Source organism: Blautia acetica (assembly GCF_038739805.1).
Classification (GTDB): Bacteria; Bacillota; Clostridia; order Lachnospirales; family Lachnospiraceae; genus Blautia.
Genome location: NZ_JBBEWO010000017.1, coordinates 1 through 26,531 on the forward strand (window position 1 = coordinate 1; position 26,531 = coordinate 26,531).

The 26,531-nt window shown below is 44.3% G+C and carries 20 protein-coding genes, 1 other RNA gene and 2 other annotated features; of the genes, 3 read left to right on the top strand and 18 right to left on the bottom strand.

From position 1 onward, the window contains the following. A partial coding sequence (locus WBS51_RS11330) for a transposase (RefSeq protein WP_342694089.1) occupies positions 1-375 on the top strand: 375 nt, incomplete at its 5' end. A 283-nt stretch (positions 376-658) separates the two neighbouring features. Here WBS51_RS11330 and WBS51_RS11335 read toward each other — a convergent pair. The 5 genes from WBS51_RS11335 to WBS51_RS11355 form a co-directional block, all read right to left on the bottom strand. Beyond that, positions 659-1,183 carry a hypothetical protein gene (locus tag WBS51_RS11335; RefSeq protein WP_077726093.1) on the bottom strand — a complete coding sequence of 175 codons (525 nt, stop codon included), beginning with the start codon at positions 1,181-1,183 and terminating at the stop codon, positions 659-661. A gap of 73 nt (positions 1,184-1,256) precedes the next feature. Then, positions 1,257-1,628, bottom strand: coding sequence for a hypothetical protein (locus WBS51_RS11340; protein ID WP_003436578.1), 372 nt, complete (start codon positions 1,626-1,628; stop codon positions 1,257-1,259). Positions 1,629-1,968: 340 nt separating this feature from the next. Next, complete coding sequence (leuS, locus tag WBS51_RS11345) at positions 1,969-4,383, bottom strand: leucine--tRNA ligase (protein ID WP_173749806.1); 2,415 nt, start codon at positions 4,381-4,383, stop codon at positions 1,969-1,971. A gap of 44 nt (positions 4,384-4,427) precedes the next feature. Beyond that, positions 4,428-4,681: a binding site (T-box leader), on the bottom strand. Between the two features lie 64 nt (positions 4,682-4,745). Further along, on the bottom strand, positions 4,746-6,401 hold the full coding sequence (locus tag WBS51_RS11350; protein ID WP_173749805.1) for a CvpA family protein: 1,656 nt from the start codon (positions 6,399-6,401) through the stop codon (positions 4,746-4,748). A gap of 214 nt (positions 6,402-6,615) precedes the next feature. Next, positions 6,616-8,703, bottom strand: a complete 2,088-nt coding sequence (locus tag WBS51_RS11355; RefSeq protein WP_294462376.1) for an elongation factor G — start codon at positions 8,701-8,703, stop codon at positions 6,616-6,618. A 192-nt stretch (positions 8,704-8,895) separates the two neighbouring features. Between WBS51_RS11355 and WBS51_RS11360 the strand changes: the two genes are divergently transcribed. Beyond that, complete coding sequence (locus tag WBS51_RS11360; protein WP_173749803.1) at positions 8,896-9,993, top strand: prephenate dehydrogenase; 1,098 nt, start codon at positions 8,896-8,898, stop codon at positions 9,991-9,993. 14 nt (positions 9,994-10,007) lie between these two features. Then, on the top strand, positions 10,008-11,282 hold the full coding sequence (aroA, locus tag WBS51_RS11365; protein ID WP_173749802.1) for a 3-phosphoshikimate 1-carboxyvinyltransferase: 1,275 nt from the start codon (positions 10,008-10,010) through the stop codon (positions 11,280-11,282). A 58-nt stretch (positions 11,283-11,340) separates the two neighbouring features. Here the strand turns inward: aroA and queA are convergent, their stop codons facing one another. From queA to WBS51_RS11430, 13 genes are all read right to left on the bottom strand, one after another. Beyond that, positions 11,341-12,366 carry a tRNA preQ1(34) S-adenosylmethionine ribosyltransferase-isomerase QueA gene (gene queA, locus WBS51_RS11370; protein WP_173749801.1) on the bottom strand — a complete coding sequence of 342 codons (1,026 nt, stop codon included), beginning with the start codon at positions 12,364-12,366 and terminating at the stop codon, positions 11,341-11,343. Positions 12,367-12,447: 81 nt separating this feature from the next. Continuing rightward, on the bottom strand, positions 12,448-13,059 hold the full coding sequence (locus WBS51_RS11375; RefSeq protein ID WP_173749800.1) for a histidine phosphatase family protein: 612 nt from the start codon (positions 13,057-13,059) through the stop codon (positions 12,448-12,450). A 13-nt stretch (positions 13,060-13,072) separates the two neighbouring features. Further along, entirely contained in the window at positions 13,073-15,490 is a 2,418-nt protein-coding gene (pheT, locus tag WBS51_RS11380; RefSeq protein WP_294462384.1) for a phenylalanine--tRNA ligase subunit beta, read from the bottom strand. A gap of 14 nt (positions 15,491-15,504) precedes the next feature. Beyond that, positions 15,505-16,524: a phenylalanine--tRNA ligase subunit alpha gene (gene pheS / locus WBS51_RS11385; RefSeq protein WP_342694090.1), complete on the bottom strand. Its 1,020-nt coding sequence runs from the start codon at positions 16,522-16,524 to the stop codon at positions 15,505-15,507. A 59-nt stretch (positions 16,525-16,583) separates the two neighbouring features. Continuing rightward, positions 16,584-16,822, bottom strand: a binding site (T-box leader). Positions 16,823-16,851: 29 nt separating this feature from the next. Next, positions 16,852-17,811 carry a YihY/virulence factor BrkB family protein gene (locus tag WBS51_RS11390; RefSeq protein ID WP_173749797.1) on the bottom strand — a complete coding sequence of 320 codons (960 nt, stop codon included), beginning with the start codon at positions 17,809-17,811 and terminating at the stop codon, positions 16,852-16,854. Between the two features lie 56 nt (positions 17,812-17,867). After that, positions 17,868-19,316, bottom strand: coding sequence for a SpoIID/LytB domain-containing protein (locus tag WBS51_RS11395; RefSeq protein WP_226853680.1), 1,449 nt, complete (start codon positions 19,314-19,316; stop codon positions 17,868-17,870). A 76-nt stretch (positions 19,317-19,392) separates the two neighbouring features. Beyond that, a complete protein-coding gene (locus WBS51_RS11400; RefSeq protein ID WP_173749795.1) occupies positions 19,393-20,457 on the bottom strand; it encodes an aldose epimerase family protein in 1,065 nt (354 codons plus the stop codon). Between the two features lie 78 nt (positions 20,458-20,535). After that, a non-coding RNA gene (ssrS, locus tag WBS51_RS11405) (6S RNA) lies at positions 20,536-20,719 on the bottom strand. Between the two features lie 80 nt (positions 20,720-20,799). After that, positions 20,800-21,579, bottom strand: a complete 780-nt coding sequence (locus WBS51_RS11410; RefSeq protein ID WP_173749794.1) for an HD domain-containing protein — start codon at positions 21,577-21,579, stop codon at positions 20,800-20,802. A gap of 28 nt (positions 21,580-21,607) precedes the next feature. Further along, positions 21,608-23,095 (bottom strand): threonine synthase, encoded by a 1,488-nt coding sequence (gene thrC / locus WBS51_RS11415; protein WP_173749793.1) that lies wholly within the window; start codon positions 23,093-23,095, stop codon positions 21,608-21,610. 14 nt (positions 23,096-23,109) lie between these two features. After that, a complete protein-coding gene (locus WBS51_RS11420; RefSeq protein WP_226853678.1) occupies positions 23,110-23,955 on the bottom strand; it encodes a cell wall hydrolase in 846 nt (281 codons plus the stop codon). Between the two features lie 142 nt (positions 23,956-24,097). Beyond that, positions 24,098-25,753: a 2-isopropylmalate synthase gene (locus tag WBS51_RS11425; RefSeq protein ID WP_173749792.1), complete on the bottom strand. Its 1,656-nt coding sequence runs from the start codon at positions 25,751-25,753 to the stop codon at positions 24,098-24,100. A 109-nt stretch (positions 25,754-25,862) separates the two neighbouring features. Next, positions 25,863-26,528, bottom strand: coding sequence for a hypothetical protein (locus tag WBS51_RS11430; RefSeq protein ID WP_173749791.1), 666 nt, complete (start codon positions 26,526-26,528; stop codon positions 25,863-25,865). Positions 26,529-26,531: the final 3 nt, after the last annotated feature.

Consider the following 26,531-nt stretch of genomic DNA (forward strand, 5'->3'; position numbering starts at 1 on the left):
ATTGCCATCAGCAATCACCGCATCATCTGTATGGACGATGAAAACGTTACTTTTTCTGTAAAAGATTACCGGAACAAAGGACAATGGAAAGAACTGACCCTTTCTGGTGTTGAATTTATACGACGGTTTCTGATGCATGTACCGCCAAAACGTTTTGTCAGGATTCGGCATTACGGACTTCTTTGTTCCCGTAGCAAACACAAGAAGCTTACTTTATGCCGGAATCTCCTTGGATGCCAAAAGTATCTCTCGAAGCTTCGAGGTAAGGAGATGCCGGAAATATTAAAACAGCTTTATGAAATAAATATTTGTGTGTGTAAATCCTGTGGTGGGCATCTTGGAAAACCACAGCTTCGAATACCACAAAGATGTTAAAATCTTATTCTTTCATACATTTTCTAAAGCCTCAAAGCTTGAGGTTTTGTTGTCGTACCTAATTTATCTGAAAACACTTGATTTCTGTAGCTTCTGCACAGGAACTCCTGTATAATCATGGGTAAGAACAAAAGATTGAAAGTCCATAGGTAGTAGCTACCCGGACGCTCACTTTGTTCAATTAGGTCAAATCGAAAATGGTGTAAACGAAGGGGCAGTTCACTGGAATGCCAAAACTGCTTTTTCGTTTACCCCATCATCGATTCTAACCTAAAGAATTTATTTAGTTCTTGTTATGCTGTTTTGCTATGCTTTTTTGAGTATTATTAACATCTGCTTTCAGTCGTTCTACATTATCGTATGCCAATCCAAATTTAAAAATCTTTTTCCCTTTTTTATCATAGAATACAGTTAATTTATCATAACTGTAGGTGGGTACAATATTTCCATAATCTAATCCTGTTCTATATGTTTCACTTTTTGTTTTTGATGTTTTAATATCAGACATACGATATTCCTTATTTTTAAAACCAATATGATAAATCACTTTTCCTTTATAAACTTCAACTCGTTTTGTAGCTGAGACAATACCTATAATTCCAAAAATAAAAAGAGGTAGGGGTATAATTACAAGGAATATTGTTAAAAATGTGTAATAAACAAATTCTTGCATAAAAATACAGCTAAAAACAGTTGTGGTTATGAAAATGATACTTATAAGAATCATTAAGCAGCCCACAATCAGATTTAATATTTTTCGACCTTTTTTCATAGCGATACAGTATCTATATGCACTTAAATTTTCCATATGGTTTCCTCCATAACTTCTAAATTTTTCTTTGCGTATAACTTCTTTTCAAACTGAAACCTGCTTGGCTTTATCATAAGGCTGAGTAGATCATAAAAACGCCAAATAAAAATACTAACAAAGCAACAATCTCTATACGAAAATCAAAGCATTTGAAAACCTCATTTCCATATTTTTCATTCTTAAATACGGAAATTTCTTTTCCAATATTTCTCTTTCCCAATGACAAAAAGATACAACCATGTGCAGTATGATATTTTTTGTTTTTAATCTTCACTATATAAGCATGCTTTTTGACATTAACACCACCTACTACATAACCTGCATTTTGTTCTACAATGTCGATTATTTTCCCTTTGCATTTTTCGCCAGTAAAAACAACCCTATATTTTATGTATAGAATTAATAGTGATGTGAATATAAAAATACTCCCTAAAAGCCACATTGAGTACACTCCTATAATTAAATCTTGTTCGTGTTAAATTCCAATTTGTTTATTTCTCATAATATCATACTTTGCAATTATTTACACCATTATAATCAAAAAAAATAACGCAGACAATATCTCTACCATCTGCGTCATTCCTTTCATGTCTTCTTGAAATATTTACTCCATTTTCTTTCAACTTTTACTCCAAATTTACTCCATTTTAAAAATCTGTTACGATATTTTGCGATATTCTACGATACCTTTTCATTGAAGAAAAATGTCTGTAAACCTTGATTTTCAGCGAACTTTTCAATATTTCCAAGCACTTTATTCTGTTGTGAGAATTTCTTCTCAATTATTTCATTACAATATTAATTATCTTCTTAGGAACATAAATTTCCTTCACTATATTTCCGGTCAGCTTATCTGCAATCGCCTCTTTTCCTGCTGCAATCGCCTCTTCCTTTGTAGCCTCTGCGCTGATACAAACTACGGCTTTTGTCTTGCCGTTAATCTGTACCGGAACTTCGATTTCATCGTCCTTCATTGCTTCTGCGTCTGCCTTTGGCCACTGGGTGTGGAATACAGAATCCTCATGACCGTATTCCTGCCACAGTTCTTCTGCAATGTGCGGTGCAAACGGCGCCAAAAGCTGAACAAAAGTTTCAATGGTTGCTTTATCGATACCGCCTGTCTTCTTCGCCATATCAATCAGTTTGTTGTTATATTCCATGAATCCGGAAATAACGGTGTTCAGACTGAAGCTTTCCAGACGCTGGGTAATGTCAAATACCAGCTTGTGACGAAGTTTTACCATTTCTTTTGTCTCTGCTACAGCCGCTTCTTTGCTGTCCATAGCCAGTTTCCAGAAACGGTTCAGGAAACGGTAAACACCGTCAATTCCCCGGTCATCCCACTCTGCGTCTAATTCCGGCGGTCCCACAAAGAGTTCGTAAAGTCTCAAGGAATCGCAGCCGTAATCTCTTACCAAATCATCCGGAGAAACTACATTTCCTTTGGATTTACTCATCTTGATACCATTCTTCCCGGTAATCATACCCTGGTTGAACAGTTTCTGGAACGGCTCATCAAAGTCTACCACACCGATGTCATGCAGGAACTTGGTATAGAAACGGGAATACAGAAGATGCAGTACCGCATGCTCTACTCCACCGATATACATATCTACCGGAAGATATTTATCTGCTTTTTCCTTGGATACCAGCGCTTCGTTATTTTTGCTGTCCACATAGCGCAGGAAATACCAGGAAGATCCAGCCCACTGAGGCATGGTGTTGGTTTCTCTTTTTGCCGGAGCGCCGCAGCACGGACAAGTGGTGTTCACCCAGTCTTCAATGCCTGCCAGCGGAGATTCTCCTGTACCTGTTGGTTCGTAAGATTCTACCTCCGGCAGAGTCAGTGGAAGCTGGTCTTCCGGAACGGGTACATTACCACAGTTCGGACAATGGATAATCGGAATGGGCTCGCCCCAGTAACGTTGACGGGAGAATACCCAGTCACGAAGTTTGTAGTTGACCGTCTTGCGTCCAATGCCCATTTTTTCAATCATCACAGGCGCTTCTTTTTTCAGCACTGCGGATTCCATGCCATTCCATTCACCGGAGTTAATCATAGTTCCAGAAGCCTCGGTATACGCTTCTGTCATATTTTCAATTTCTTTTCCGTCTTTGGCAATAACCTGGATAACCGGAATGTTGAATTTGGTTGCAAATTCAAAGTCACGGTCATCATGAGCCGGTACACACATAATCGCGCCGGTACCGTAATCAGCCAGTACATAATCCGACAGCCAGATAGGCATTTTTGCTCCATTTAAAGGATTGACTGCATAGCTTCCTGTAAACACACCTGTTTTCTCTTTATCCTGCAGACGGTCTACATTGGATTTCATGGAAGCGTCGTAAATGTATTTTTCTACGGCTTCTCTTGTCTCATCCGTAGCCAGTTCCTTCGCCATAGCGTGTTCCGGTGCCAGTACCATAAAGGTTGCACCGTGAAGGGTATCCGGTCTTGTGGTGTAAACAGTGATTTTTTCTTCTCTTCCTTCTACCGGGAAGTCTACTTCTGCACCATAGGATTTTCCAATCCATTCGGCCTGCATTTTCTTTACTTTTTCCGGCCAGTCCAGTTTGTCCAGGTCATCTAAAAGACGGTCTGCATATTTGGTAATTCTCAGCATCCACTGACGCAGGTTTTTCTTGGTAACTTCAGAACCACAGCGTTCACATTTGCCGTTTACCACTTCCTCGTTGGCCAAACCTGTCTTACAGGAAGGACACCAGTTAATTGGGAATTCCTTTTCATAAGCCAGGCCTTCTTTAAACATTTTTACAAAAATCCACTGCGTCCATTTATAGAAAGCAGGGTCTGTAGTATTGACTTCTCTGTCCCAGTCATAAATAGCAGCAATGTCGTTAATCTGTCTTTTAATGTTTGCAATATTGTCTGCCGTAGATTTCGCCGGGTGGACTCCCATTTTAATGGCATAGTTTTCTGCCGGAAGACCGAAAGCATCCCAACCCATAGGGTGAATCAGGTAATATCCCTGCATCATTTTGAAGCGGCTCCACACGTCAGAGATTACATATCCTCTCCAGTGTCCTACATGAAGTCCGTTTCCTGACGGATATGGAAACATATCCAGACAATAATATTTTGGTTTGTTTCCGTCCTCTACGTTGACTGGGTGTTCCTCCCAGTTTTTACGCCATTTCTGTTCAATCGCCTTATAATTATAAGGTACTGCCATAATTTCTTCCTCCTTCACATCAAAAAATGCCCTTCCGTCTCCTCTTTAGAGACGAAAGGGCTAATATTCCGTGGTACCACTCTAATTCGCAGACTCTTTTGCGTCTGCGCACTCCTTTTTCTGTAACGGGAAATCCCGCCCGTATCTACTTGTGACTGTTTGGGTCTGTTCAATCCGGGAACTCCGAGGCGAGTTGGGAATCCTGCATACCTGCCTTGCACCACCCGGCAGCTCTCTTTCTCTTCGTTTTCCACGTTTCTATGCGGTGTTTCTTAATACTCCTCTTCAACGCTTTTCCTTATAAAGCTATTACACATTTTACCCAGTGATTGCCCCTTTGTCAACCCCTGCACGCCTTTTTTCTACTCCTGTTCCTCTTCTCCCATGGAAACAACGGAGCACACCGTATTTCCGGGCAGGAAACTAAGGCTTAGGGTATCTCCCGGATTATAAGCAATCACCTCCGGAAACTCGGTAACCGGAATATCAAAAATCAGCGTGCCTTCCAGTTTCTGAGCCCCTTCCTCTGGAGGAGTAAGGACCAAATCCGTATCATCAAAGGTCACATAAAAGTGTGAATTTCCGTCAAGAACAGCCTGGGCAATTTTTTCAATCTTTCCGGTAACTTTATATGCCTCCTCTGTCTTTCCCTTTGTACTTTCACCACCGTCTGCTTCCAGCAGTTTTTCATAATTTTTTTCACACTCTTCCACCGTATCTCCAATGGCCACCGTCTGATATTTCTGAACATTCACCATGGCATACTTTTTCACCAGGCCCGCTCCATCCTTTAAGGCTATAAAGTACGTCGGCTGGTCGGAAATGTTCAGAAGAAGCGGAAAAGCCGCCTCATATTTCAGGTTCTGCACCTGTCCTTCCGCAGAGTCCATGGCAGAACGCTCCTGAGCGCCGTCACACACATAATACCGGGTTTCCATCGTTCTCTGATTCATCAGCACAAAACCTACATTGGACTTGTCACCGCTGACCGAGGTCACGCCTGTGTACACCCACACATCATCCTCTAAGGCCAGGTAGTTAAATCCGTCTGTGGTTTTCAGACATCCCTTCTGTCCCAGAATGCTGTTAAAAAATCCGTTTTTCAGCATACCGTGGTAATTATACAGTTCCAGAAGAAGGTCCGAAGGATAGGCCCGGTCCACCCACTGAGGGCAGTCCTCGATTTTGTATTCTGTCGTTTCTCCTGTCTGAGCATTACACAGTATGACTTTTCCAATAGTCTGACCGCCGAAAAGCCCAATATTAAATTTTTTCACCGGACAAATCCAGTAAGGTGTACCATCGTCATCAATCTCAAAACTCAACTGGTCAAACATATAAGTGGGATACCGGAATCTCAGATGACGGTAAATATTTCGGTTAAAGTATTCCGATTCCGAATATTTAATGGGCTTATCCAGCTTTACCAGTTCCGTATCCTGGGTTGCCATATCAATGCGGATATAAGCTGGAATCCCCTCTTTCTGATTTGTCAGCCATTTAATTCCGTTGGCGTAAACCAAAGGGGAGACACGATAAGGCTGTCCCTGGTAATTAATCTGGGAATACAGACTGCTCACCTCAAACTGTGACACCATGTCCACCATACTTCCCATTTTTCTGTTTCCCAGAAGTTCTGCCGACTCCTTATCCAAAAGGGGAATCTGGTCATAACTGATTTCTTTAATATCTTCTGCAAAATCCCGTTCTTCGGGTGTTACCAGCTTTTGGTATTTCTTTGCATTGATAATAGGGGATGACAAAAGAGCCCCTGCCCCATATACCACTGCAATAGCCAGAATCACAAAGATTCCTCCCTTTAGCACCTTGTTGGTCCGCAGTTCCTGCACACTGGAAATCCGCTTTTTGAATCCATACAGCACCAGCACTGCCACAACCAGGGCTCCCAGAAAGAACCAGAAACCGCTTTCGTGAATGTTGACTGCCGGCAAGGTGACATAGTAATACAAAAATGCCAGAACCAGAAGCGTCAAACCTGCTGCAATTTTCTTTTTCATAGTTTTACCATACCTTTCCAAGCAGATTTTTCTGCTTTGTTCCTCATTGTAGCATGCCCGGCACACAGTTTCAACAATCCGGGGGCAAGTTCCTATAAAGGTTACATAAAGATGACCGAATTTTACAAGACTCTCCTTTAGAAAGCGTTCACGTCAAACGGGACTGCCGCAGCAGCCCCGTTTTTACAATATCACTTCTGTTTTTTGTTGTTTTCTATTCCTCTTCTGCCTTTGCACGGGCTTCAATTTCTCTTTCCTGAATATCAGAAGGCGCCTGTTCATAGCGGGCAAATTCATAGGAGAATAATCCGCTTCCGCCTGTCATGGAACGCAGGTCTGTGGAGTATCCGTAAATGGACAGCATAGGAACGTCTGCTTCTACAATGGTATTGCCCTTATGTGCAGGGTCTGGATTCATGCCGAGCACACGGCCTCTTCTCTTGTTTAAATCCCCCATCACATCACCAGTGAATTTATCCGGTACACTGACTTTCATAGAAACAATAGGTTCCAGAAGAATGGGAAACGCTTCCATAAATCCTTTCTTAAATGCCTGAATGGCAGCAGTCTTAAATGCCATTTCGGAAGAGTCTACCGGGTGGTAAGAACCATCATACAGCGTAGCTTTCACACCCACTACCGGATATGCAGCAACCGGGCCTCTTAACACAGATTCCTGAATACCTTTTTCCACTGCAGGGAAGTAGTTCTTGGGAACTGCGCCGCCAACAACAGTCTGTTCAAATACATACGGTGTTTCCAAATCACCGGAAGGTTCAAAAGTCATTTTCACATGACCGTACTGACCGTGACCGCCGGACTGTTTTTTATACTTGTATTCTACATCTGCTTTTTTACGGATGGTTTCTTTGAAAGGAACCCTGGGCTCAGAAAGCACAATGTCTACTTTGTAACGTTCTTTCAGCTTGCTGACTACAATATCCAGGTGCTGCTCGCCGATACCGTACAGCAGGGACTGATGATTCTGGGAATCGTTTACTGCTTTCAAAGTCAAATCTTCCTGCATCATCTTGGACAGCGCCTGAGACACCTTATCCTCATCACCTTTGTTTACGGTTTTATAGCGTTTATAAGTATAAGGAACGGAAAGTTCTGTTTTCCCATAAAGGATAGGGGTATTTTTTACTGCCAGAGTATCTCCGGTTGCCACTGTATTTAATTTGGCAATGGCTCCGATATCACCTGCATGCAGTTCCGGCACTTCTATGGGTTTGGAACCTTCCAGTACATACAGCTTATTCAGTTTCTCTTCCGTTTCTTTTCCCGTATTGTACAGCGTGTCATCGCCCTTGATAACACCGGAGCAGACTTTGATAAGCGAATATTTACCCAGGAAGGGGTCTACAATGGTTTTAAATACATAGGCAGATTTTGCCTTTGTAAAGTCATAATTTGCCTGATAAATTTCGTTTGTCTTTGTGTTCATACCGGCACAGGCTTTCTGATCCGGACTTGGGAAATAGCCGCAGATGTCATCTAACAGATTGGCTACACCCTGAATGTTTATGGCAGAACCCATACACACCGGAACAATGCTGCCGTCTGAAATGTTGGTTTTTAAGGCAGCGGAAACTTCAGCTACGGAGAAGGCTTCTCCTGCAAAATAACGGTCCATAAATTCTTCACTGATTTCTGCTACGGATTCCATCAGCGTTTCGTGGTATTTCTCCAGATATTCCTCCAGATATTCCGGTACCGGGCATTCCTTCTTCTGCCCTCTTTCAATGTATCTGCGGCCTGCCTGTTTCACGATGTTGACATAGCCCACAAATTTGCCGTCCTCACGGATAGGCATGTGAAGAGGTGCGATTTTCTTACCGTAAAGTTCAGTCAAATCTTCTACCACCTGACGGTAACTGACATCATCCATATCCATCTCTGTCACAAAGAACATTCTGGGAAGATTGTATTTCTCACACAATTCCCATGCTTTCTGGGTTCCCACCTGAATGCCGCTCTTTCCGGAAACCACAATAATTGCAGCATCGGCTGCTGCCACCGCTTCTTCCACTTCCCCCACAAAGTCGAAGTATCCCGGTGTATCCAATACATTAATCTTTACTTTTCCCCATTCAATGGGAACTACAGATGTCGTAATAGAGAATTTTCTCTTTATCTCCTCTTTATCATAATCACTGACGGTGTTTCCATCTGTCACTTTCCCCAAGCGGCTTGTAATACCTGATAAATAAGCCATTGCCTCTGCCAGACTTGTTTTTCCGGCACCCCCATGGCCGAGCAGGACCACATTTCTAATTCTGTCGGTTCTAAAAACGTCCATATGTAATACCTCCCAAATTTATTATGTGTATATTTTACTAAAAATCTTTCAAAATTTCAAGTATTTTATTCAAATTAAACAAGTTATTTTGTTTTTTCGCTTTAACGCGCGAAATCATTGACTTTTTCTCTCACCTGTCATAAAATGATACTGTTTGACAGGATATTTATAAGATAGAAGGAGTTAAAATACATGGAAACCACAACCATTGGTTTTATCGGTCTGGGGCTTATCGGCGGCTCCATTGCCAAAGCAATACGAAAATTTCACCCGGGATATCAGATTCTGGCCTATAATCGTACAAAAGATGTGCTGGAGGACGCGGTCTTTGACGGCATTGTAGATATTGCCTGCACGGAACGTGACACCCGCTTTGCCCTCTGTGACTATATCTTCCTCTGTGCTACAGTGGACTACAATCTGGAGTGCCTCCCCTGGCTGAAGCAGACCATTCGCCCGGGATGTATTCTCACAGATGTGGGCAGTGTAAAAGGAGAAATTCACAAAAAAATTACAGCGCTTGAAATGGCGGGAAATTTCATTGGCGGACATCCCATGGCAGGAAGTGAGAAAACGGGATATGAACATTCCACGGACCATCTTATTGAAAATGCCTACTATATACTCACCCCTTCCGAAGAAGTGGGACTGGACAAAATCGGCAGATACACCGAACTGGTTTCCTCTATCGGCTCTCTGCCCATGATTCTCACCTGGGAGGAGCACGACTACATTACCGCCTGTGTCAGCCATCTGCCTCACATTGTGGCCGCCTCTCTTGTGAATGTGGTACAGAAGCTGGATTCTCCTCTGGAACACATGAAAACCATTGCGGCGGGAGGTTTTAAGGACATCACCAGAATTGCCTCTTCCTCCCCTCACATGTGGCAGCAAATCTGTCTGGAAAATCCGGAACACATTTCCAAAGTTCTGGACGAATACATCCGTCTCATTGTGCAGGCCAAGTACCTGGTAGACCAAAAAGATGCGGATGGACTGTATGATATGTTTGCAAACTCCAGAGATTACCGCAATTCCTTCAGTGACGCCCCCAGCGGTCCTCTGAAGAAGTCCTTTACCCTGTACTGCGATGTGGTAGATGAGACAGGGGCTATTGCTACCATTGCCACCATTCTCTCCATGAACAGTATCAGCATTAAAAATATCGGGATTCTTCACAACCGGGAGTTTGAAGACGGGGTTCTGAAAATTGAATTTTATGATGAGGAAGCCCAGAAGCAGGCGGCAGAACAGTTGAAGAAACGAAATTACATCATTTACGAAAGATAAACAGGAGGTGGCCTATGAGGTTTACAAAATCAGCGCCCTTAAAAGGCGAAATTACGGTTCCGGGAGATAAATCCATTTCTCACCGGGCTATTATGCTGGGTTCTCTTTCTGAGGGTACTACGGCTGTTACCAATTTTCTGGAAGGTGCGGACTGCCTCTCTACCATAAATTGTTTCTGCAGCATGGGCATTGAGATTTCCCGAACGGAAAGTGAAATTCTCATACACGGCAGGGGACTTCACGGACTTCTGGCGCCTGCTTCTGTCCTGAACGTAGGGAACAGCGGAACTACCATGCGCCTGCTGTCCGGTATTCTGGCAGGACAGAACTTCACAACGGAACTGACCGGAGATGCTTCTATTCAGAAACGACCTATGGCCCGGGTTATCACACCGCTGACTTTCATGGGCGGCTCTGTGGAAAGTCTGCGCGGCAATGGCTGCGCTCCTCTTTGCATTACCGGAAAACACTTAAAAGGCATTCACTACCAATCTCCCGTCAGTTCCGCACAGGTGAAATCCTGCGTACTTCTGGCCGGACTTTATGCAGAAGGGGAAACTACGGTGACAGAGCCTTTTCTCTCCAGAAACCATTCCGAGCTTATGCTGCGTTCCTTTGGAGCCGAAATTTTCAGTGAAGGAACAACGGTTTCTATACAGCCGGAGCCAAAGCTTACAGGACAGAAAGTAGTTGTTCCGGGCGATATTTCTTCGGCAGCGTACTTTATTGCGGCGGCTCTTCTCATCCCCGGCTCAGAACTGCTGATTAAAAATGTGGGAATCAATCCTACCCGTGACGGGATTTTGAAGGTCTGCGCGCAAATGAATGCGGATATCCAGGTTTTAAATCCGCGTGTTCAGTGCGGCGAGGACGTGGCTGATTTGCTGGTGAAACACAGTTCTTTAAAGGGTACGGTCATCGAAGGAGCTCTGATTCCTACTTTGATTGATGAATTGCCTGTTCTGGCCGTTCTGGCCGCCTTTGCCGAGGGCACGACCATGATTCGGGACGCACAGGAATTGAAGGTAAAGGAGTCCAATCGGCTGGATATTATGGTACATCACCTGTCTGCTATGGGGGCTGACGTTGTACCTACTGAAGACGGTATGATCATTACAGGCGGCAAAACACTTTATGGAGCTGTTCTGGACAGTCATCTGGACCACCGTATTGCCATGGCTTTTGCCATTGCAGGCATGGCGGCAGAGGGAGAAACAGAGATTGCCAGGGCAGACTGTGTGAATATCTCCTATCCGGGGTTTTATAAAGACCTGGAGAAGCTGGCATAGAAAAAGGGAAAGAAAAAGCGAAGGACTCTGTAAACTGTAAAGTCCCTCGCTTTTTTCTTTATTCTATCAGCATCGCATCTCCAAAACTAAAGAACCGATACCGCTCCTTCACGGCTTCCTCATAAGCCGCCATAATATGGTCTTTCCCAGCCAACGCGGAAACCAACATCAAAAGTGTGGATTCCGGAAGATGGAAATTAGTAATCAGGGCATCTATCATCTTAAACTGATATCCCGGATAAATGAAAATTTCCGTCCAGCCGCTTTTGGCCTGGAGCATTCCGTTTTCATCTGTAGCAGACTCCAGAGTTCTGCAGCTGGTAGTGCCCACAGAAATCACTCGTCCCCCATTTTTTTTCGTATCATTAATGAGTTTCGCCTGCTCTTCTTCTACCACATAAAACTCGGAATGCATATGATGTTTCTCCACATCATCTACCTTTACAGGCCGAAAGGTTCCAAGCCCCACATGAAGCGTCACATGGGCGATGTTTACTCCCATATCCTGGATTTGCTGCAGCAATTCTTTCGTAAAGTGAAGTCCCGCAGTAGGAGCCGCAGCGCTTCCTTCGTTTTTTGCATAGACGGTCTGGTAGCGCTCTTTATCCTGCAGTTTATGGGTAATATAAGGAGGCAGGGGCATCTCACCCAGCTGATCCAGTATTTCTTCAAAAATCCCCTCATAGGAAAACTGAATGAGACGGTTTCCCTCTTCTACAATATCCAGCACTTCTCCGATTAAAAGTCCATCTCCGAAGCTGATTTTTGTGCCCGGCTTTGCTTTTTTACCGGGTTTTACCAAAGTTTCCCAGATATTGTTCTCTTTTCTCTTTAAAAGAAGAATTTCAATTCCTGCATCTGTGCCTATTTTACTTCCGTACAGGCGGGCAGGAATTACACGGGTGTCATTAATCACCAGACAGTCTCCAGGCTTCAGATAATGCACAATATGCTTAAAATCTGTATGCTGGATTTCTCCGCTCTTTTTGTCCAAATGCATCAGCCTGGAAGAAGAACGGTCCACCAAAGGGTCCTGGGCAATCAATTCTTCAGGTAAATCATAATAAAAATCTGCTGTTCTCATGGCTTACTTCCCTTCTTGTATAAAATGCCGCAAAAATATCATAAGAAAAGACTGCTACGCCGCAGTCTCTTCCAAGTTCTCTTAAATCCTATTATAATATACCACATCTTCTGCCAGAAGTATAGCCTTGTTTTCCTTTATTTCTACAATGTTGGCACAGCAGTTGGGCGGCACGCACCCGTGCCAGAAATTTTCTATACCGGCGTCTTCATACACATTCTGCAAAAGTGCTCTTACCATACAGCCGTGGGCTGTAATCAGAATGGTTTTGTCCTGCAGGTCTTCTCTGGCAGTCAGTTCCTTCCAGAAATCTTTTGCTCTGGCACAGGCCTGAACAATTTCTTCGCCGCCTTTTGGTGCCTGATATACCTCAATATGATGAAAAAAATTATCCAGCATATCCTGAGGCAGAAGGGCAGATTCTCTGCCCTCCCATTCTCCAAAAGAAATTTCCCGAATTCTGGCGTCCTCATACACCGGCACCTGGCGATCCCTCAGGATATACATGGCTGTGTCTTTTGCCCGCTTTAAAGGGCTGGTAAAACAGCAGGCAAATGGAATCTCTTTTAATGCCTCTGCCGTCTGTTTTGCCATTTCAATACCCTTTTCATTCAGATTGGTATCCGACACCCCCTGCAGTCTTTTCTGCACATTCCATTCTGTCTCTCCGTGACGGATAATATATAATTTCATGGATGGACTCCTTTTATTTACGCAGTTCGATTCCCAAACCTTCCAGTCCGTTAAGAATCTTCTTCATCGCTGCATTTACATCTGCGTCTTCCAGTGTTCTGTCTTTTGCACGGAAGGTTACAGAGTAAGCAACGGATTTATAGCCGCTCTTAATCTGGCTTCCTTCGTAAATATCAAAAAGCTGATAACTCTCCAGAATCTTGCCGCCTCTTTGGGCAATAATCTGCTCAATCTGTCCGGCCAGCACCTCTTTCGGCACGACCATACTGATATCACGGCTGACTGCCGGGAATTTCGCAATGCCTTCATATTTTCTGTCAAAGGTTGCATATTCCAGAATTGCCGGAATATCCAATACAGCCACATAAGCCTTTTCTCCGATTCCATAAGAAGCAGCTACCGTTGGATGTACCTCGCCCATGTAACCGACAACGGTTCCGTCATAAATAATTTCTGCCTGACGTCCCGGGTGCAGGAACGGCTTTCCAGCCTTCGGATTGTATTCTTCTTTCTTATGCATACCAATTTTATCCAGGAATTCCTCTACCACGCCTTTCATGGAGAAGAAGTCTCCTGCGCCATACATACCCAGAGTAAACATCATGCGCTCTTCCGGAAGCTCCGTAAGAGGCAGGCTCTCTGGCAGGTAAATATTTCCTAATTCATACAAACGCACATCTTTGTTTCTTCTCTTGTAGTTGGTTCCCAGAGAAGTCAGCATACCGTTTAAGGAAATGGTTCTCATAATGCTGAAATCTTCTCCCAATGGGTTGGAAATCACAATGGCTTTTCTCAGTTCATGGTTTTCCGGAATCAGCAGCTTATCAAATACCTTCGGACTCTCAAAAGAATAGCAGTATCCCTGTGAAAAGCCGTTGAATTCTGCCATATCTCTGGCTACCTGCTCAATACGCAGCTTAAAAGGCAGTTTTCCTGTCGTAGCCTCTCCCCTTGGAAGGGTGGTTGGAATATTGTCATAGCCGTAGAAACGCGCCACTTCCTCTGCCAAATCTGCCATGCGGAAAATATCGTGGCGGAACGTAGGAGCAACAATTTCATTTGCAGCTGCATCGTATACCAGTTCTACTTTTTCCAGATATTCCAACATCTGCTCCTTTGTCAAATCCGTACCCAGAAGGTCATTGATTTTTTCCGGATCAAAAGCCACTCTTACGGGTTCTTTCTTTTTAGAGTAAACGTCTACCATACCGCCTACCACTTCACCGCAGCCACATTCTTCAATCAGCTGGCAGGCTCTGTCAATGGCTGCCTGTGCATTGTTAGGGTCTAAGCCCTTTTCAAATTTACCGGAAGCGTCTGTACGAAGTCCCACTTTTTTGCTGGAAAGACGAATATTTACGCCATCAAAGCAAGCCGCTTCCAGAAGTACGGCAGAGGCATTTTCGGTAATCATAGAATTTTCACCGCCCATAATACCAGCAATGCCAACCGGTTTCTTGCCGTCGCAAATCATCAATACGGATTCATCTAAGGTGCGTTCCTGTCCGTCCAGAGTTACGAATTTTTCGTCTTTTTGAGCACGGCGGACAACGATTTCCTGATTTTCAATGGTCGCCATGTCATAGGCATGCATAGGCTGTCCAAACTCTTCCATAACATAATTGGTAATGTCTACAAAGTTGTTAATAGGGCGAATACCATTGGCAGCCAGACATCTCTGCATCCATTTTGGAGAAGGTCCGATTTTTACGTTTTTTACCACTCTCGCACAGTAACGGGAGCACAAATCTGTATCTTCTACACGAACTTTGATATAATCGTGAGCGTCTTCGCTGTTTCCCTTCACCTCCACAACCGGCGGCTGGAAGTTCTTCCCAAAAGTTGCTGCAGCCTCTCTTGCAATTCCGATAACGCTGTAGCAGTCTACACGGTTAGAAGTGATTTCGTATTCAAAAACCACATCGTCCAAACCAAGCGCATGAATGGCACTGCTGCCTACCTCTGCATCTTCCGGGAAAATGTAAATGCCGTTTTCCGGTGCTTCCGGGTAAAATTCTGTAGTAGAACCCAGTTCTTCAATAGAGCACATCATACCGCAGGACTGGATTCCTCTCAGCTTTCCGGTCTTGATTTTGATTCCTCCCGGTGTCTTTTTCCCATCATGGCCGCCTGCCACACGTCCGCCATCTAAAACTACAGGAACCTTATCTCCTTCTTTTACGTTTGGCGCACCCGTGACAATCTGAATGGTCTCGGCTCCGATATTCACCTGGCAAATAATCAGTTTATCTGCGTCCGGATGTCTCTCGATTTTCTCAATCTGTCCGATTACAATTTTTTCCAAATCTGCGTCCAGCTTTTCAAAGCCTTCCACCTTTGTTCCTGATAACGTCATTGCGTCTGTATATTCCTGAGCCGTAACGTCCAAATCAGGCACATATTTTTTAATCCATGATAAAGATGTATTCATTCTTCTCTCTCCTCCTAGAACTGACGTAAGAATCTTGTGTCGTTTTCATACAGCAAACGCATATCGTCAATTTCGTATTTCAGCAACGCGATACGTTCCAGCCCCACACCAAAGGCAAAACCGGTGTACTCTTCCGGGTCAATGCCGCACATTTCCAGTACATGAGGATGTACCATACCACAGCCTAAAATTTCAATCCAGCCGGAACCTTTACAAAAACGGCAGCCCTTTCCACCGCATTTGAAGCAGGAAACGTCCACCTCTGCGCTTGGCTCTGTAAATGGGAAATGGTGCGGACGGAATTTCGTCTTTGTCTCCGATCCGAACAATTCTTTGGCAAACTCTTCCAGAGTTCCCTTTAAGTCTGCAAAAGTAATGTGTTTGTCAATTACCAGTCCTTCAATCTGGTGGAAGGAAGGAGAATGGGTAGCATCTACCTCGTCAGAACGGAACACTCTTCCCGGTGCAATCATACGGATAGGCAGTTTTCCTTCTTCCATAACACGGGCCTGTACCGGAGAAGTCTGGGTACGAAGCACAATGTTTTTGTTAATGTAGAAAGTATCCTGCTCATCTTTTGCCGGATGTCCCTCCGGAATATTCAGTTTTTCAAAGTTGTATAAGTCGTATTCCACTTCCGGACCTTCTACCACTTCATACCCCATACCAATAAAGATTCTCTCTACTTCTTCCAGGGCAATGGTATTTGGATGTCTGTGTCCCACTTCCATTTTCTTTGCGGGAAGGGTAACATCAATGACTTCCTCTTTCAATTTTTGTTCCAGAGCAGCTGCTTCCAGTTTCTTCTTGGTTTCTTCCAAAAGTTCTTCAAGTTCTGCTCTTGTCTCATTGACCCACTGTCCAACCTTTGGTCTTTCTTCGGCAGTTACATCCTTCATACCCTTTAATACAGCTGTCAGTTCTCCTTTTTTTCCTAAAAATGCAACACGCACTTCGTTTAATTTGTCCAGGCCATCTGATTCCTGAATGCGCTTGCGGGCTTCCGCTTGAATACGCTGTAATTTTTCTCTCATGATATTCTCCCTTCTGTATCATAACAAAGCCATTTTATGAAACAAAAAAACTCCGCCCCAAAAGGGACGAAGTCAAATTCCGTGGTACCACCCTTGTTCCTGTCAAAACAATCAACAGGCACTCGTATCTGTTTAACGCACAGTCACGTCATTTCTTACTCTTCCGCTTATACAGAATTTAGGAAATGCAACTCCGGTGGGAACTTCAATATCTGTCTGAACTGAAGAGAGCTTTCAGCCGATGACTCTCCTTCTCTGGCAGGAAACAAATATCTACTTACACTTTCCTTGTCTTTGTCATATCTGACCTATATTGTAGCCACTTTCTCAGTTTCTGTCAAGAATTTCTTTTTTCTTTTCTGTTCCTTCTCCGGCAGCTGCCTTTTTCTCCGGCTCTTCTTCCTCCTCCGACCTGGTCAGCTGATAATATTCCCGCCGTATGGCTTCTCTGGCTGCATCATGAACCCTGCGAAATTTTTCTTCAAAATAATGGTTTATCTGCGCCCCAATCATCACAAACATCATACAGAAATACAGCCACAGCAGAACCAGCACAATGGTGGTCATACTTCCGTACATATTGGTAGCGCCGTTGTAAACGTCAATGTAAATAGAAAAACAAAAAGAAAATCCGGACCAACACAAAGAAGAAAATACGGCTCCCGGAAACTGGCTCCAGAAGGTCGCTTTTCTGTTTGGAATAAATTTATATATCAGCAGGAAAACCAGACACAACATGCTTAAGGTAATCACCACACGCATACTGATAATCATTCCCACCAGCTTATCCAGAAACGGAAGGCGCTTACTCAGTTCTCTCTGCAGACTGTTTCCAAAAACCTGCAGCGTCAGGGTCAATACAATAGCAAGGACAAACACCAGCGTATAAAAGACTGCACGGATTCTGGTTACAATATAATTACGGGTCTCTTCCACCTGATAAATACAGTTGAATCCATTGGTTAAAGCCTGAATCCCCTTACCGGCAGACCACATAGCCATAACTGCGGAAACAGGCACAACACCCAGAGACTTTTCATAGACCTCGCCTACAATGCCCCGGATAAAACTGTCAAAATTTTCCGGACATATCTGCATTACAGCCTGTATCACTTCTTCTCTTGTCAAAGGAGTATACTTTACAGAGGTCATCAAAAGCAGCATAAAAGGGATAAAGGAAAGTATAATAAAATAAGCGGCCTGAGCTGCGTAGGCTGTAGTATGATTTCTGCTCATGCTGTTTGTAAAGCCTATAACGGTATCCACCGCTTTTCTGAATCGTTTCATACAGACTCCCCTCTGTTCCTTTTCACACAATTTCGCCAATTATATCACGAATCTGCTCACTTGACAACCTGGTTCAAATTTCCGATTTCAATATCTTTGTAAAAATACTGCAGAATTTCCTCCCAGTTTTTCCCCTGGGCAGCCATGCCTTTCGCGCCGTTCTGGCTCATACCCACACCATGTCCGTAACCTCCGCCGCTTATCTCCCATCCCTCTGTCACACCTTCCGTATTCTTCTGCTCCTGCAAATCAAAATAAGCGCTGGGCAAAAGCGTACCTCCCCTGGCCTCAGAACCATCCTGCCGAATAATGGTTGCTCCTACAGGCGCCAGCAGAGAACGGATGTCATATTCGCTGCGGCACTCTTTTATGCCTTTATCTGTATGGACAGCCAGCTTCAGAACGGCATCTCCCTCTCCTTTCTCCCGGATTTCCAATGCCTCTACGGCTTTTACCTCCGGATAAAGCTTCTGCACATTTGACAAAACGGTTTCTTTTGCCACAGATACCTTCCATTTGTACCAGGGTTCTGCTGCATCATAACTGCATGCCACACTCTGCAGATAAGAGGAGGGGGCAGAAGCCTCCCATACCTCGTCCGTACTGGTCTTTCCGTGAGAGGTAGAAAAATAATAGGCGCAGATGGGCGCCCCGTCACTCAGCAGAATCTTTCCCGCCGTGTTTTCTACTGCTTTGGTACTGCTCTCCGCCTCCGGGCTGTTCTGATACACCTGAAAGGCCACACTGTCGTCTACCTGCGCGCCCAAATCCTCCAGCTTGCTTTCCTGCATCTGTACACTGGCATAGGTACGGGCGCAGACCGCCTGGGCTTTCAGCGCCTCCTCCGGATAGGATGCAGGCATTTCACTGGGAACCACACCGCAGAGGTACTCTTCCAGGGGCAGCGTATTTACCATACGCAGCCCCTTCTCTTCCCGGTATACTGTCAAACTGCCGCGATACCGGGGGTTTCCCTGGCCCCGTTCTATGGAAAGCAGCTCTATCCGGCTGTCTTCTTCTAAAGGCTTCAGGGACAAAGTTCCATCCGAAATCTGCGGGCTGTCTGCATCCAAAGTCAGAATTTCCCCATCGGGAATCTGTTGAGACTCTGCCCCTTCCAGTTCATAATTCCCGTGCACTTTCAAAGAAATCTGTTCATGAAAATAGCTTTGATACCCTGACGTCATGAGCAGTACCTTGATGTCCGGTCCTTTTCCATAGGTTTCCTGCACATCTGCGGCGGCCGACTGTGTCTGCTGACTGTCTTCCTGTGCTGTCTGTTCCTGCTGCTTTTGTGCATGCTCTTCTTCAGCCTGCTGTTCAGGCTGAAATTTTGTCCCTGCGCTTGCCCATTCATTCTCCCTTAAAGCATACTCCTTCAGAATTTCTTTCCCGGCATTTGCTTGCTTCTCTCCCGCCTTTCCTGCACACCACACAATCAAAATTCCTACCAGAGCAGCTCCGATAATCAGGAGTTTCCATTTTAATTTTTCTTTCCAGTTCATATTCCTAATATATGTGGGAAATTCCTTTTCCATACGCCAGAAAGGGTCCCGATTTCGGAACTCTTTCTTTTTTGCTTTATTTTTCTGATGAGAACTTGTACACCGTTACCGTATCGTATTTTTCTCCCGCTTTTAATACAGAACTCTGAAACGCCGGCTGATTGCAGGCATCTGGATAGTATTGGGTTTCCATACAGAAGCCGCCCCGTTTTTCATAAACACAGCCTTCTTTTCCGTTTTCTTTCTCAATAAAGTTACCGATATAGAACTGCATGCCCGGAAGGTCTGTGAAAACTTCCATCTCAATACCGGATTCTTTGCAGACAATTTTTGCCGCCTGCTGCAATTCTCCTTTTTCACGGCAGAGGGCATAATTATGGTCATAGCCGCCCAAAAGTTTCAGCTGTTCAAAGTCAGCTTCCACATCCTGTCCAATGGTCTTTGGCTTAGTAAAGTCCATAGGTGTCCCTTTTACCGGAAGAATTTCTCCTGTAGGAATGGCTTCGCTGTCGCTGACCGGTGTGTATTCCGGTGCAAAAATCTGCACCACATGATTCAGCATAGCCTCTGCACCTGCTTTATGTCCGGCCAGATTGAAGTAAGAATGATTGGTCATATTCACAACCGTATCCATATCCGCACTTCCTTCATAATGCAGCACAATCTCATTTGCTTCTGTCAGCTCATAAGTCACATACCCGGTATAATTTCCCGGAAATCCCTGGTCACCGTCCGGACTTAAAATTCCGAAGGTAACACTGTTTTTTTCTTCATTGATTTCTGTTACATTCCATACACGGGTGCGGTACCAGTTGGGACCGCTATGTAAATTGTTTTTATTGTCATTGACGGCCAGCTGATATTCCTTCCCATTGATGGTAAATTTTGCAGCTTTGATACGATTTCCGTTTCTTCCCACCACGGCGCCGAAATGCCCTGGATTATCATAGTATCCTTCTGCACTGTCATATCCCAATACCACATCCCGAAGGTGTCCGTCCCTATCCGGCACCAGTACTTTTACCAGCGTGGCTCCAAAGTCACTGACCGCTATAGTCATATGATTCTCATTTGTAATCTCGTATAAAAAAACCTCCCGGTTGTCCGGACTTTTCCCGAATAACTGTTTCTGAATCCCCATGTTTCTCTACCTGCTTTCCTGTTAATGTTTAAAAATTCTGTTTTTTCATATGAAAAAAACCCTTTTCAGGGTCTTATTTTTTATCCCAGAGTGCCGTTTCCCATCTTCTGACTCCTAGCTTATGCTAGGTGGGCAACCGCAGCCGAATCTTCTGTCTTCCGCTGCACAATGACGGCCTGACATCTGAGACGGCAATATAGGAATCCCGTTTAAAGTAATGTAGGTTCAAAATAAATGGGAGCCTCGTACACCCCAGGACTTTTCTTAATTGTTATTATACTCTAGTATATGAAATATTTCAACAAAAATGCGCCAATTCACACAGAAAAATTTAACAACTTTTTAACCACGACTGCGCTTTTCCAGATATTCCAGGCAAATATTTCTGATTTCTTCCATTCGCCCTCTGGTCACTTCTGACGCATATGCCATGCGGTCAATGTTGTGATTTACATAGTCATGCTCCAGAATATATCGGAAACTGGAGGGAAAGTTCAAGTCAAAAATAAAGGCCAGGTAAGAAATCCACATATCGAGATGTGTGGTTCGCTCTCCTCTTAAAATGCACCGGTTTTCTCGGATTGCTTCCAGAATATTATCGGAAACCGTTTCTTTCTCCACAACCTCCTTTGACACATCAAAATGTGCTTCGAGGCTTTCTGTAGCCTTCACCCGGAAATTGTCCAGTTTGTCCGCATCCCGGATAATCCTGCAGTGAAGAAGCGCTCTCTCATCTGCAATTTCAGGCAGCGCATAGCGGGAATGATTGGCAATGGCCTGACGGATAAGCTCATCATATTCCTGAGTCTCAAGGAACTTCCGAATCATACCCTCCTGAAACAACACCTGCACACCAAAATCCGCATGATCCATAATGTTGTCATCATAGCTGTTGTATTTCTTCAGCTGCTCAAACCGGCCGATATCATGAAGCAAGGCAATCAAAAGTGCCAGCTGCGTATCCTCTTGGGAAAGCCTCTCATGCCTGCAGATATATTCCGCTGCGTCCACTACACAGAACGTATGAATTCTCTTTAATTTGATTTTTTCATCCTTCTGGTCATAGGACTGCAGATATTCCCGAAAACTTTTCTTCGCATACTCCAGGTCAATTTTTTCCATATTCTCTCCTCTTTCTGCCGAAGCATTCTCATACACCCAGGATTTCTTTCACAGCCTGCGGCATTTCCTCTGCTGCGATTACCCGGTCATGGAGAACCGGTGCTGTGCGAATTTCTTCAATAGCTTTTGGCACTCTTACTCCGGCAATCCGGGACAACTGGTCTACCAGCTCAAAATCAGACAGGGCGTCGTATTTTCCATCAATGGAATTCATCACACTTCTGGTAAACTTAAACGGACTTGCTGTAGAAGCGATTACGGTCTTTGTCTCGTCTTTGGTCTCCTGACGGTATTTTTCGTAAACCGCCTCAGCCACTGCCGTATGGGTATCCATAACATAACCTGTTTCTTCATACAGTCTGCGGATAGCCCCGGCTGTTTCTTCCTCTGTGGCATAGTTTCCGTAAAATTCCTGAAGATTCTGCTTCATTTCATCCGTAATTTCATACTTTCCGTCTTTCGCCAGACCCTCCATAAGCCGGCTGTTTTTCTCTGGGTCATTTCCGGCAATACGGTAAATCAGCCTTTCCAGATTGCTGGAAATTAAAATATCCATGGAAGGTGAATTCGTAAGCATAAATGCTCTGTTCCTGTCATAGCAGCCAGTGGAAAAGAAATCATAAAGAACTTTATTTTCATTGGAGGCACAGATAAATTTTCCAAGGGGCAAACCCATAAGTTTTGCGTAATAAGCTGCCAGAATATTTCCAAAATTTCCGGTAGGCACTACCACATTGATTTTCTCACCCTCATGGATTTTTCCTTCTGCCAGAAGTTTTCCGTAAGCATAGACATAGTATACCACCTGTGGAACTAGACGGCCGATGTTAATCGAGTTTGCAGAAGAAAACTGAAAACCTGCTGCATCCAGCTGCGCTGCCAGTTCTTTGTCGTTAAACATTTTCTTCACACCAGTCTGGGCATCATCAAAATTCCCGGTAATTCCCACTACATAAGTATTTTTCCCCTTCTGTGTCACCATCTGCTTTTCCTGAATAGGGCTGACGCCATTCTTGGGGTAAAACACAATGATTCGGGTACCCGGTACGTCTGCAAAGCCTGCCATAGCCGCTTTTCCGGTATCTCCTGAAGTAGCAGTGAGAATTACGATTTCATTCTTCACCTGATTTTTCTTTGCCGCTGTTGTCAGCAGATGAGGAAGAATGGAAAGCGCCATATCTTTAAATGCAATGGTTGCTCCGTGGAACAATTCCAGATAAAAAGTGCCGTTTTTCTCAACCAAGGGGGCAATCTTTGGGGTGTCAAATTTTTCATCATAAGCATTCTCTATGCACTGCTTTAATTCCTCTGCTGTAAAATCTGTGAGGAAACGGCGCATAACCTCATAAGCAGTCTCCTGATAGGTCATGCCTGCCAGTGCGGACAACGGCAGATCCAGCTTTGGAATCCTGTCCGGTACAAACAGCCCGCCGTCTTCGGAAAGTCCCTTTAAAATTGCCTCTGATGCTGTATATGCTTTGTCTGTTCCTCTTGTACTTCTGTATAATACCTGCATATTTCCGTCCTTTCTTACGGATATGTATAAAAATCATGTACTCCGTATTTAAACAAAAATTTCAAATCTTTTTTAAACCATGCAACATTGCCTTTATCTGCATACGCCTCTTCTACAAAAAACAAAGCACCCTGGGAATAGTCCTCGCCGTCAATGGCCCGGTTTACGGCTTCTCTGGTTTCTTCAGAGACCGTTACTGTGTAAATCCTGCCATCTGCTGTAGGGGAAAACTGAGGACTTCCCGCTACATTCTCCCAAACCACGTCTGTCACGGTGGATGGAAACTGAGGGCTTTTTACACGGTTAAAAATCACATTAGCCACCAGAATCTTTCCTTTCATATCTTCGCCTCCGGCCTCTGCCTCTACGATTTTCAGCAGGGTGTTGTAATCCTCATCCGACATAGGTAACTGTTCTTCCGATATCCCTATGGATTTATCCTGAAGCTTTTCCACTTCCCGGGCACCCTGGTCACTGAAATCCAGTTCTGAAGCCAGTTCTCTTCTTCCCATGCGCTGCCCTACCAGAACCACTTCAAAGGAAGTTCCCAGTTTTTCTACTTCTGTCTGGGTATTCTGACTGATGAAAACACCTTCCACAATGGAATCCAGCCCGTAAGTGCTGTTCTTCTCCGGCTCATCCTCATCCTCTTCTTCCGATTCGGCTGCATAGACTTCATGAAATCCTGCGGCATGTACCCCGTGGCAGGCAAAATCCAAAGCAGCCACGGCAATAACACCTAACAGAAAGATTGCTTTTTCTCTTCTGCTCTTTTTGGAAATCTTGACTCTTGCCGCAAATCTTTCCATCTTCTCCATAAGGTAATGAAAACCGGTTAAAATTGCACATATAATGTCCATACGTTTTTCCTTTAGCCTGTTGTATTTTCTAACACTGATTTTCTGAAATTATAAAGGACTTTCGATACCAAAGTCAAGCTGATACCTTGTTTTTAGGAATTCTGCACAATTTCATCTTTGTTTTTCGTATAATATTCTCTGTTTATCGATTATTAATCGCCGTGACCAAAGCGTCAATAGAAGCGCTGATAATGTCCGCATCAATTCCTGCTCCCCAAGCCAGTGTTCTGTCTGGCTTCTGGATTCCCACATAGGCAATGGCTCTGGAGCTGGAGCTTTTTTCCAGAGCATGCTCCTGATAAGTCACCAGTTCAAACTGCAAATCATAAGCCTGCTTCAACGCATTGCTCACAGCGTCCAGACGTCCGTTTCCTGCTGCCCGGGTCGTAATGGTTTTTCCGTTAAAAGAAGACGTCACTTCTGCCTTCATGCTGTCTGCTGTCCGGTTAAAGTGTACCTCACGGACAGAAAATGGAGAAACTTTATTTTCAAAAGTTTTCTTAAACAGTTCAAAGATTTCCTCCGGCATAAGTTCCTTCTGGGTGTGGTCAGAAACTGCCTTTGCCGTATATCCCATAGCCTCCCGCATTTTTGCAGGAAGATTCAGTCCAAATTTTGTTTCCAGAATATAGCCCACACCGCCTTTTCCGGACTGGCTGTTAATACGAATCACATCTGCGTCATAATTTCTGCCCAAATCGGTTGGGTCAATGGGCAGATAAGGAACCGTCCAGTGTTCCGGCTTCTTCTCATCCAGCCAGTGCATGCCCTTTGCAATGGCATCCTGATGAGAACCGGAAAAAGCAGCAAATACCAACGCTCCGCTGTAAGGACTTCTCTCGTTAATTTTCATGCCGGTAAAGTTCTCATACTGCTCACAGATATCTGTCATATGGGTAAAGTCCAGATTTGGTTCTACCCCCTGGGAATACATATTTAAAGCCAGGGTTACAATATCCACATTTCCGGTTCGCTCTCCGTTTCCAAACAGGGTTCCCTCAATACGGTCTGCTCCGGCTAAAAGCCCCATTTCGGAATCTGCCACACCACACCCCCGGTCATTGTGCGGGTGCAGGGAAACTACTACGTTTTCTCTGTATTTCAGGTTTTTACACATATATTCCACCTGGCTGGCATACACATGAGGCATGGAATGCTGTACCGTAACCGGCAGGTTTATAATGGCCTTTCGGTCTGCCTGAGGTTTCCATACCTCCAAAACTGCATTGCACACTTCCAGAGCATACTCTGGCTCTGTTCCCGTAAAACTCTCCGGGCTGTACTCAAAACGGTACTGTTCTCCCGCTTTCTCCGTAAGCTCCTTTAACAGTTTTGCTCCCTCTACGGCAATCCGCAGAATTTCTTCTTTGGATTTTTTAAACACCTGCTCTCTCTGCGCAAGAGAAGTGGAGTTATATACATGAACAATGACGTTTTTGGCGCCTTTTACCGCTTCAAAAGTTTTTTTGATAATATGCTCTCTGGCCTGCGTCAGAACCTGAATTGTCACATCATCCGGAATGAGATTTTCTTCAATCAGGGTACGAAGGAAAGTGTATTCTGTTTCAGATGCGGCAGGAAACCCTACTTCAATTTCTTTAAACCCAATTTTTACCAGTAGTTTAAAAAATTCCACCTTCTGCTCCAGATTCATGGGAATGACCAAGGCCTGATTCCCGTCTCTTAAATCCACACTGCACCATACCGGCGCATGGTCTACATAGTCCTTCTCTGCCCAGTCCATACACTTTACCGGGGGAAGGAAATACTGTCTTTTGTATTTGCTGCTGTTCTTCACTTTCTAGCTCCTCCCTTTTTCACATAAATAATTTCTTATTACGATACCATTTTAAAGTGTAAACGTCAATCGCAAATTCCATAAAATATGGAAATTTCTTTGCCTTTATCTAATTCACCGGGGCTTTTCTGAATCTCCAAATCCAGATTCCGCAGCACATGACACCCACCAGCAGAGTGAGCATGCTCTGCAGCAGTTCAGAAGCGTTCTGCAGCCTGCCCGTCAGGTTTTCTATTTTCAGAGTCTGCCACAAATCGCTGTTCCAAATCCCAAGGCACAGAAAAACCAACATCATCAGTGCAGTAGCACCCTTTATGCCAAAACGGTGCAACACCAGCGCACATATACCTCCTATCCCCGTAAAAAACACTGCCCATGCAGCAATTTTTAAAAGCACCATACTTCCGGATACAATCCCCAGCTCTATTCTGTCATATTTTCCCGCTATTATAGGAAAAATCTCGTTTAAGAACCGGCTTTCCAAAAGCAGCAAAAAAGTTCCTGCCACATATACCCAGACAGTTCCCAGAAGATATTGCCTTCTGGTTCTGCCAAATCCCACAGCCCAGTCAAAGCTCATATACAAATCTGCCACTATCCATGATACGGCTACAAATCCAGCTGCTATCCATGGAAATTTCTCTGCACTTATGCGCTGGCTGAAGCCCAAACATTTATCCAGTCCCAACACAGCCAGAAAGAATACCAACAGAAACAAACCCATTGCCAATAAATCTGTTTTCTTTATCCTCCACTCTGTTTTTATCTCTCTCATAAC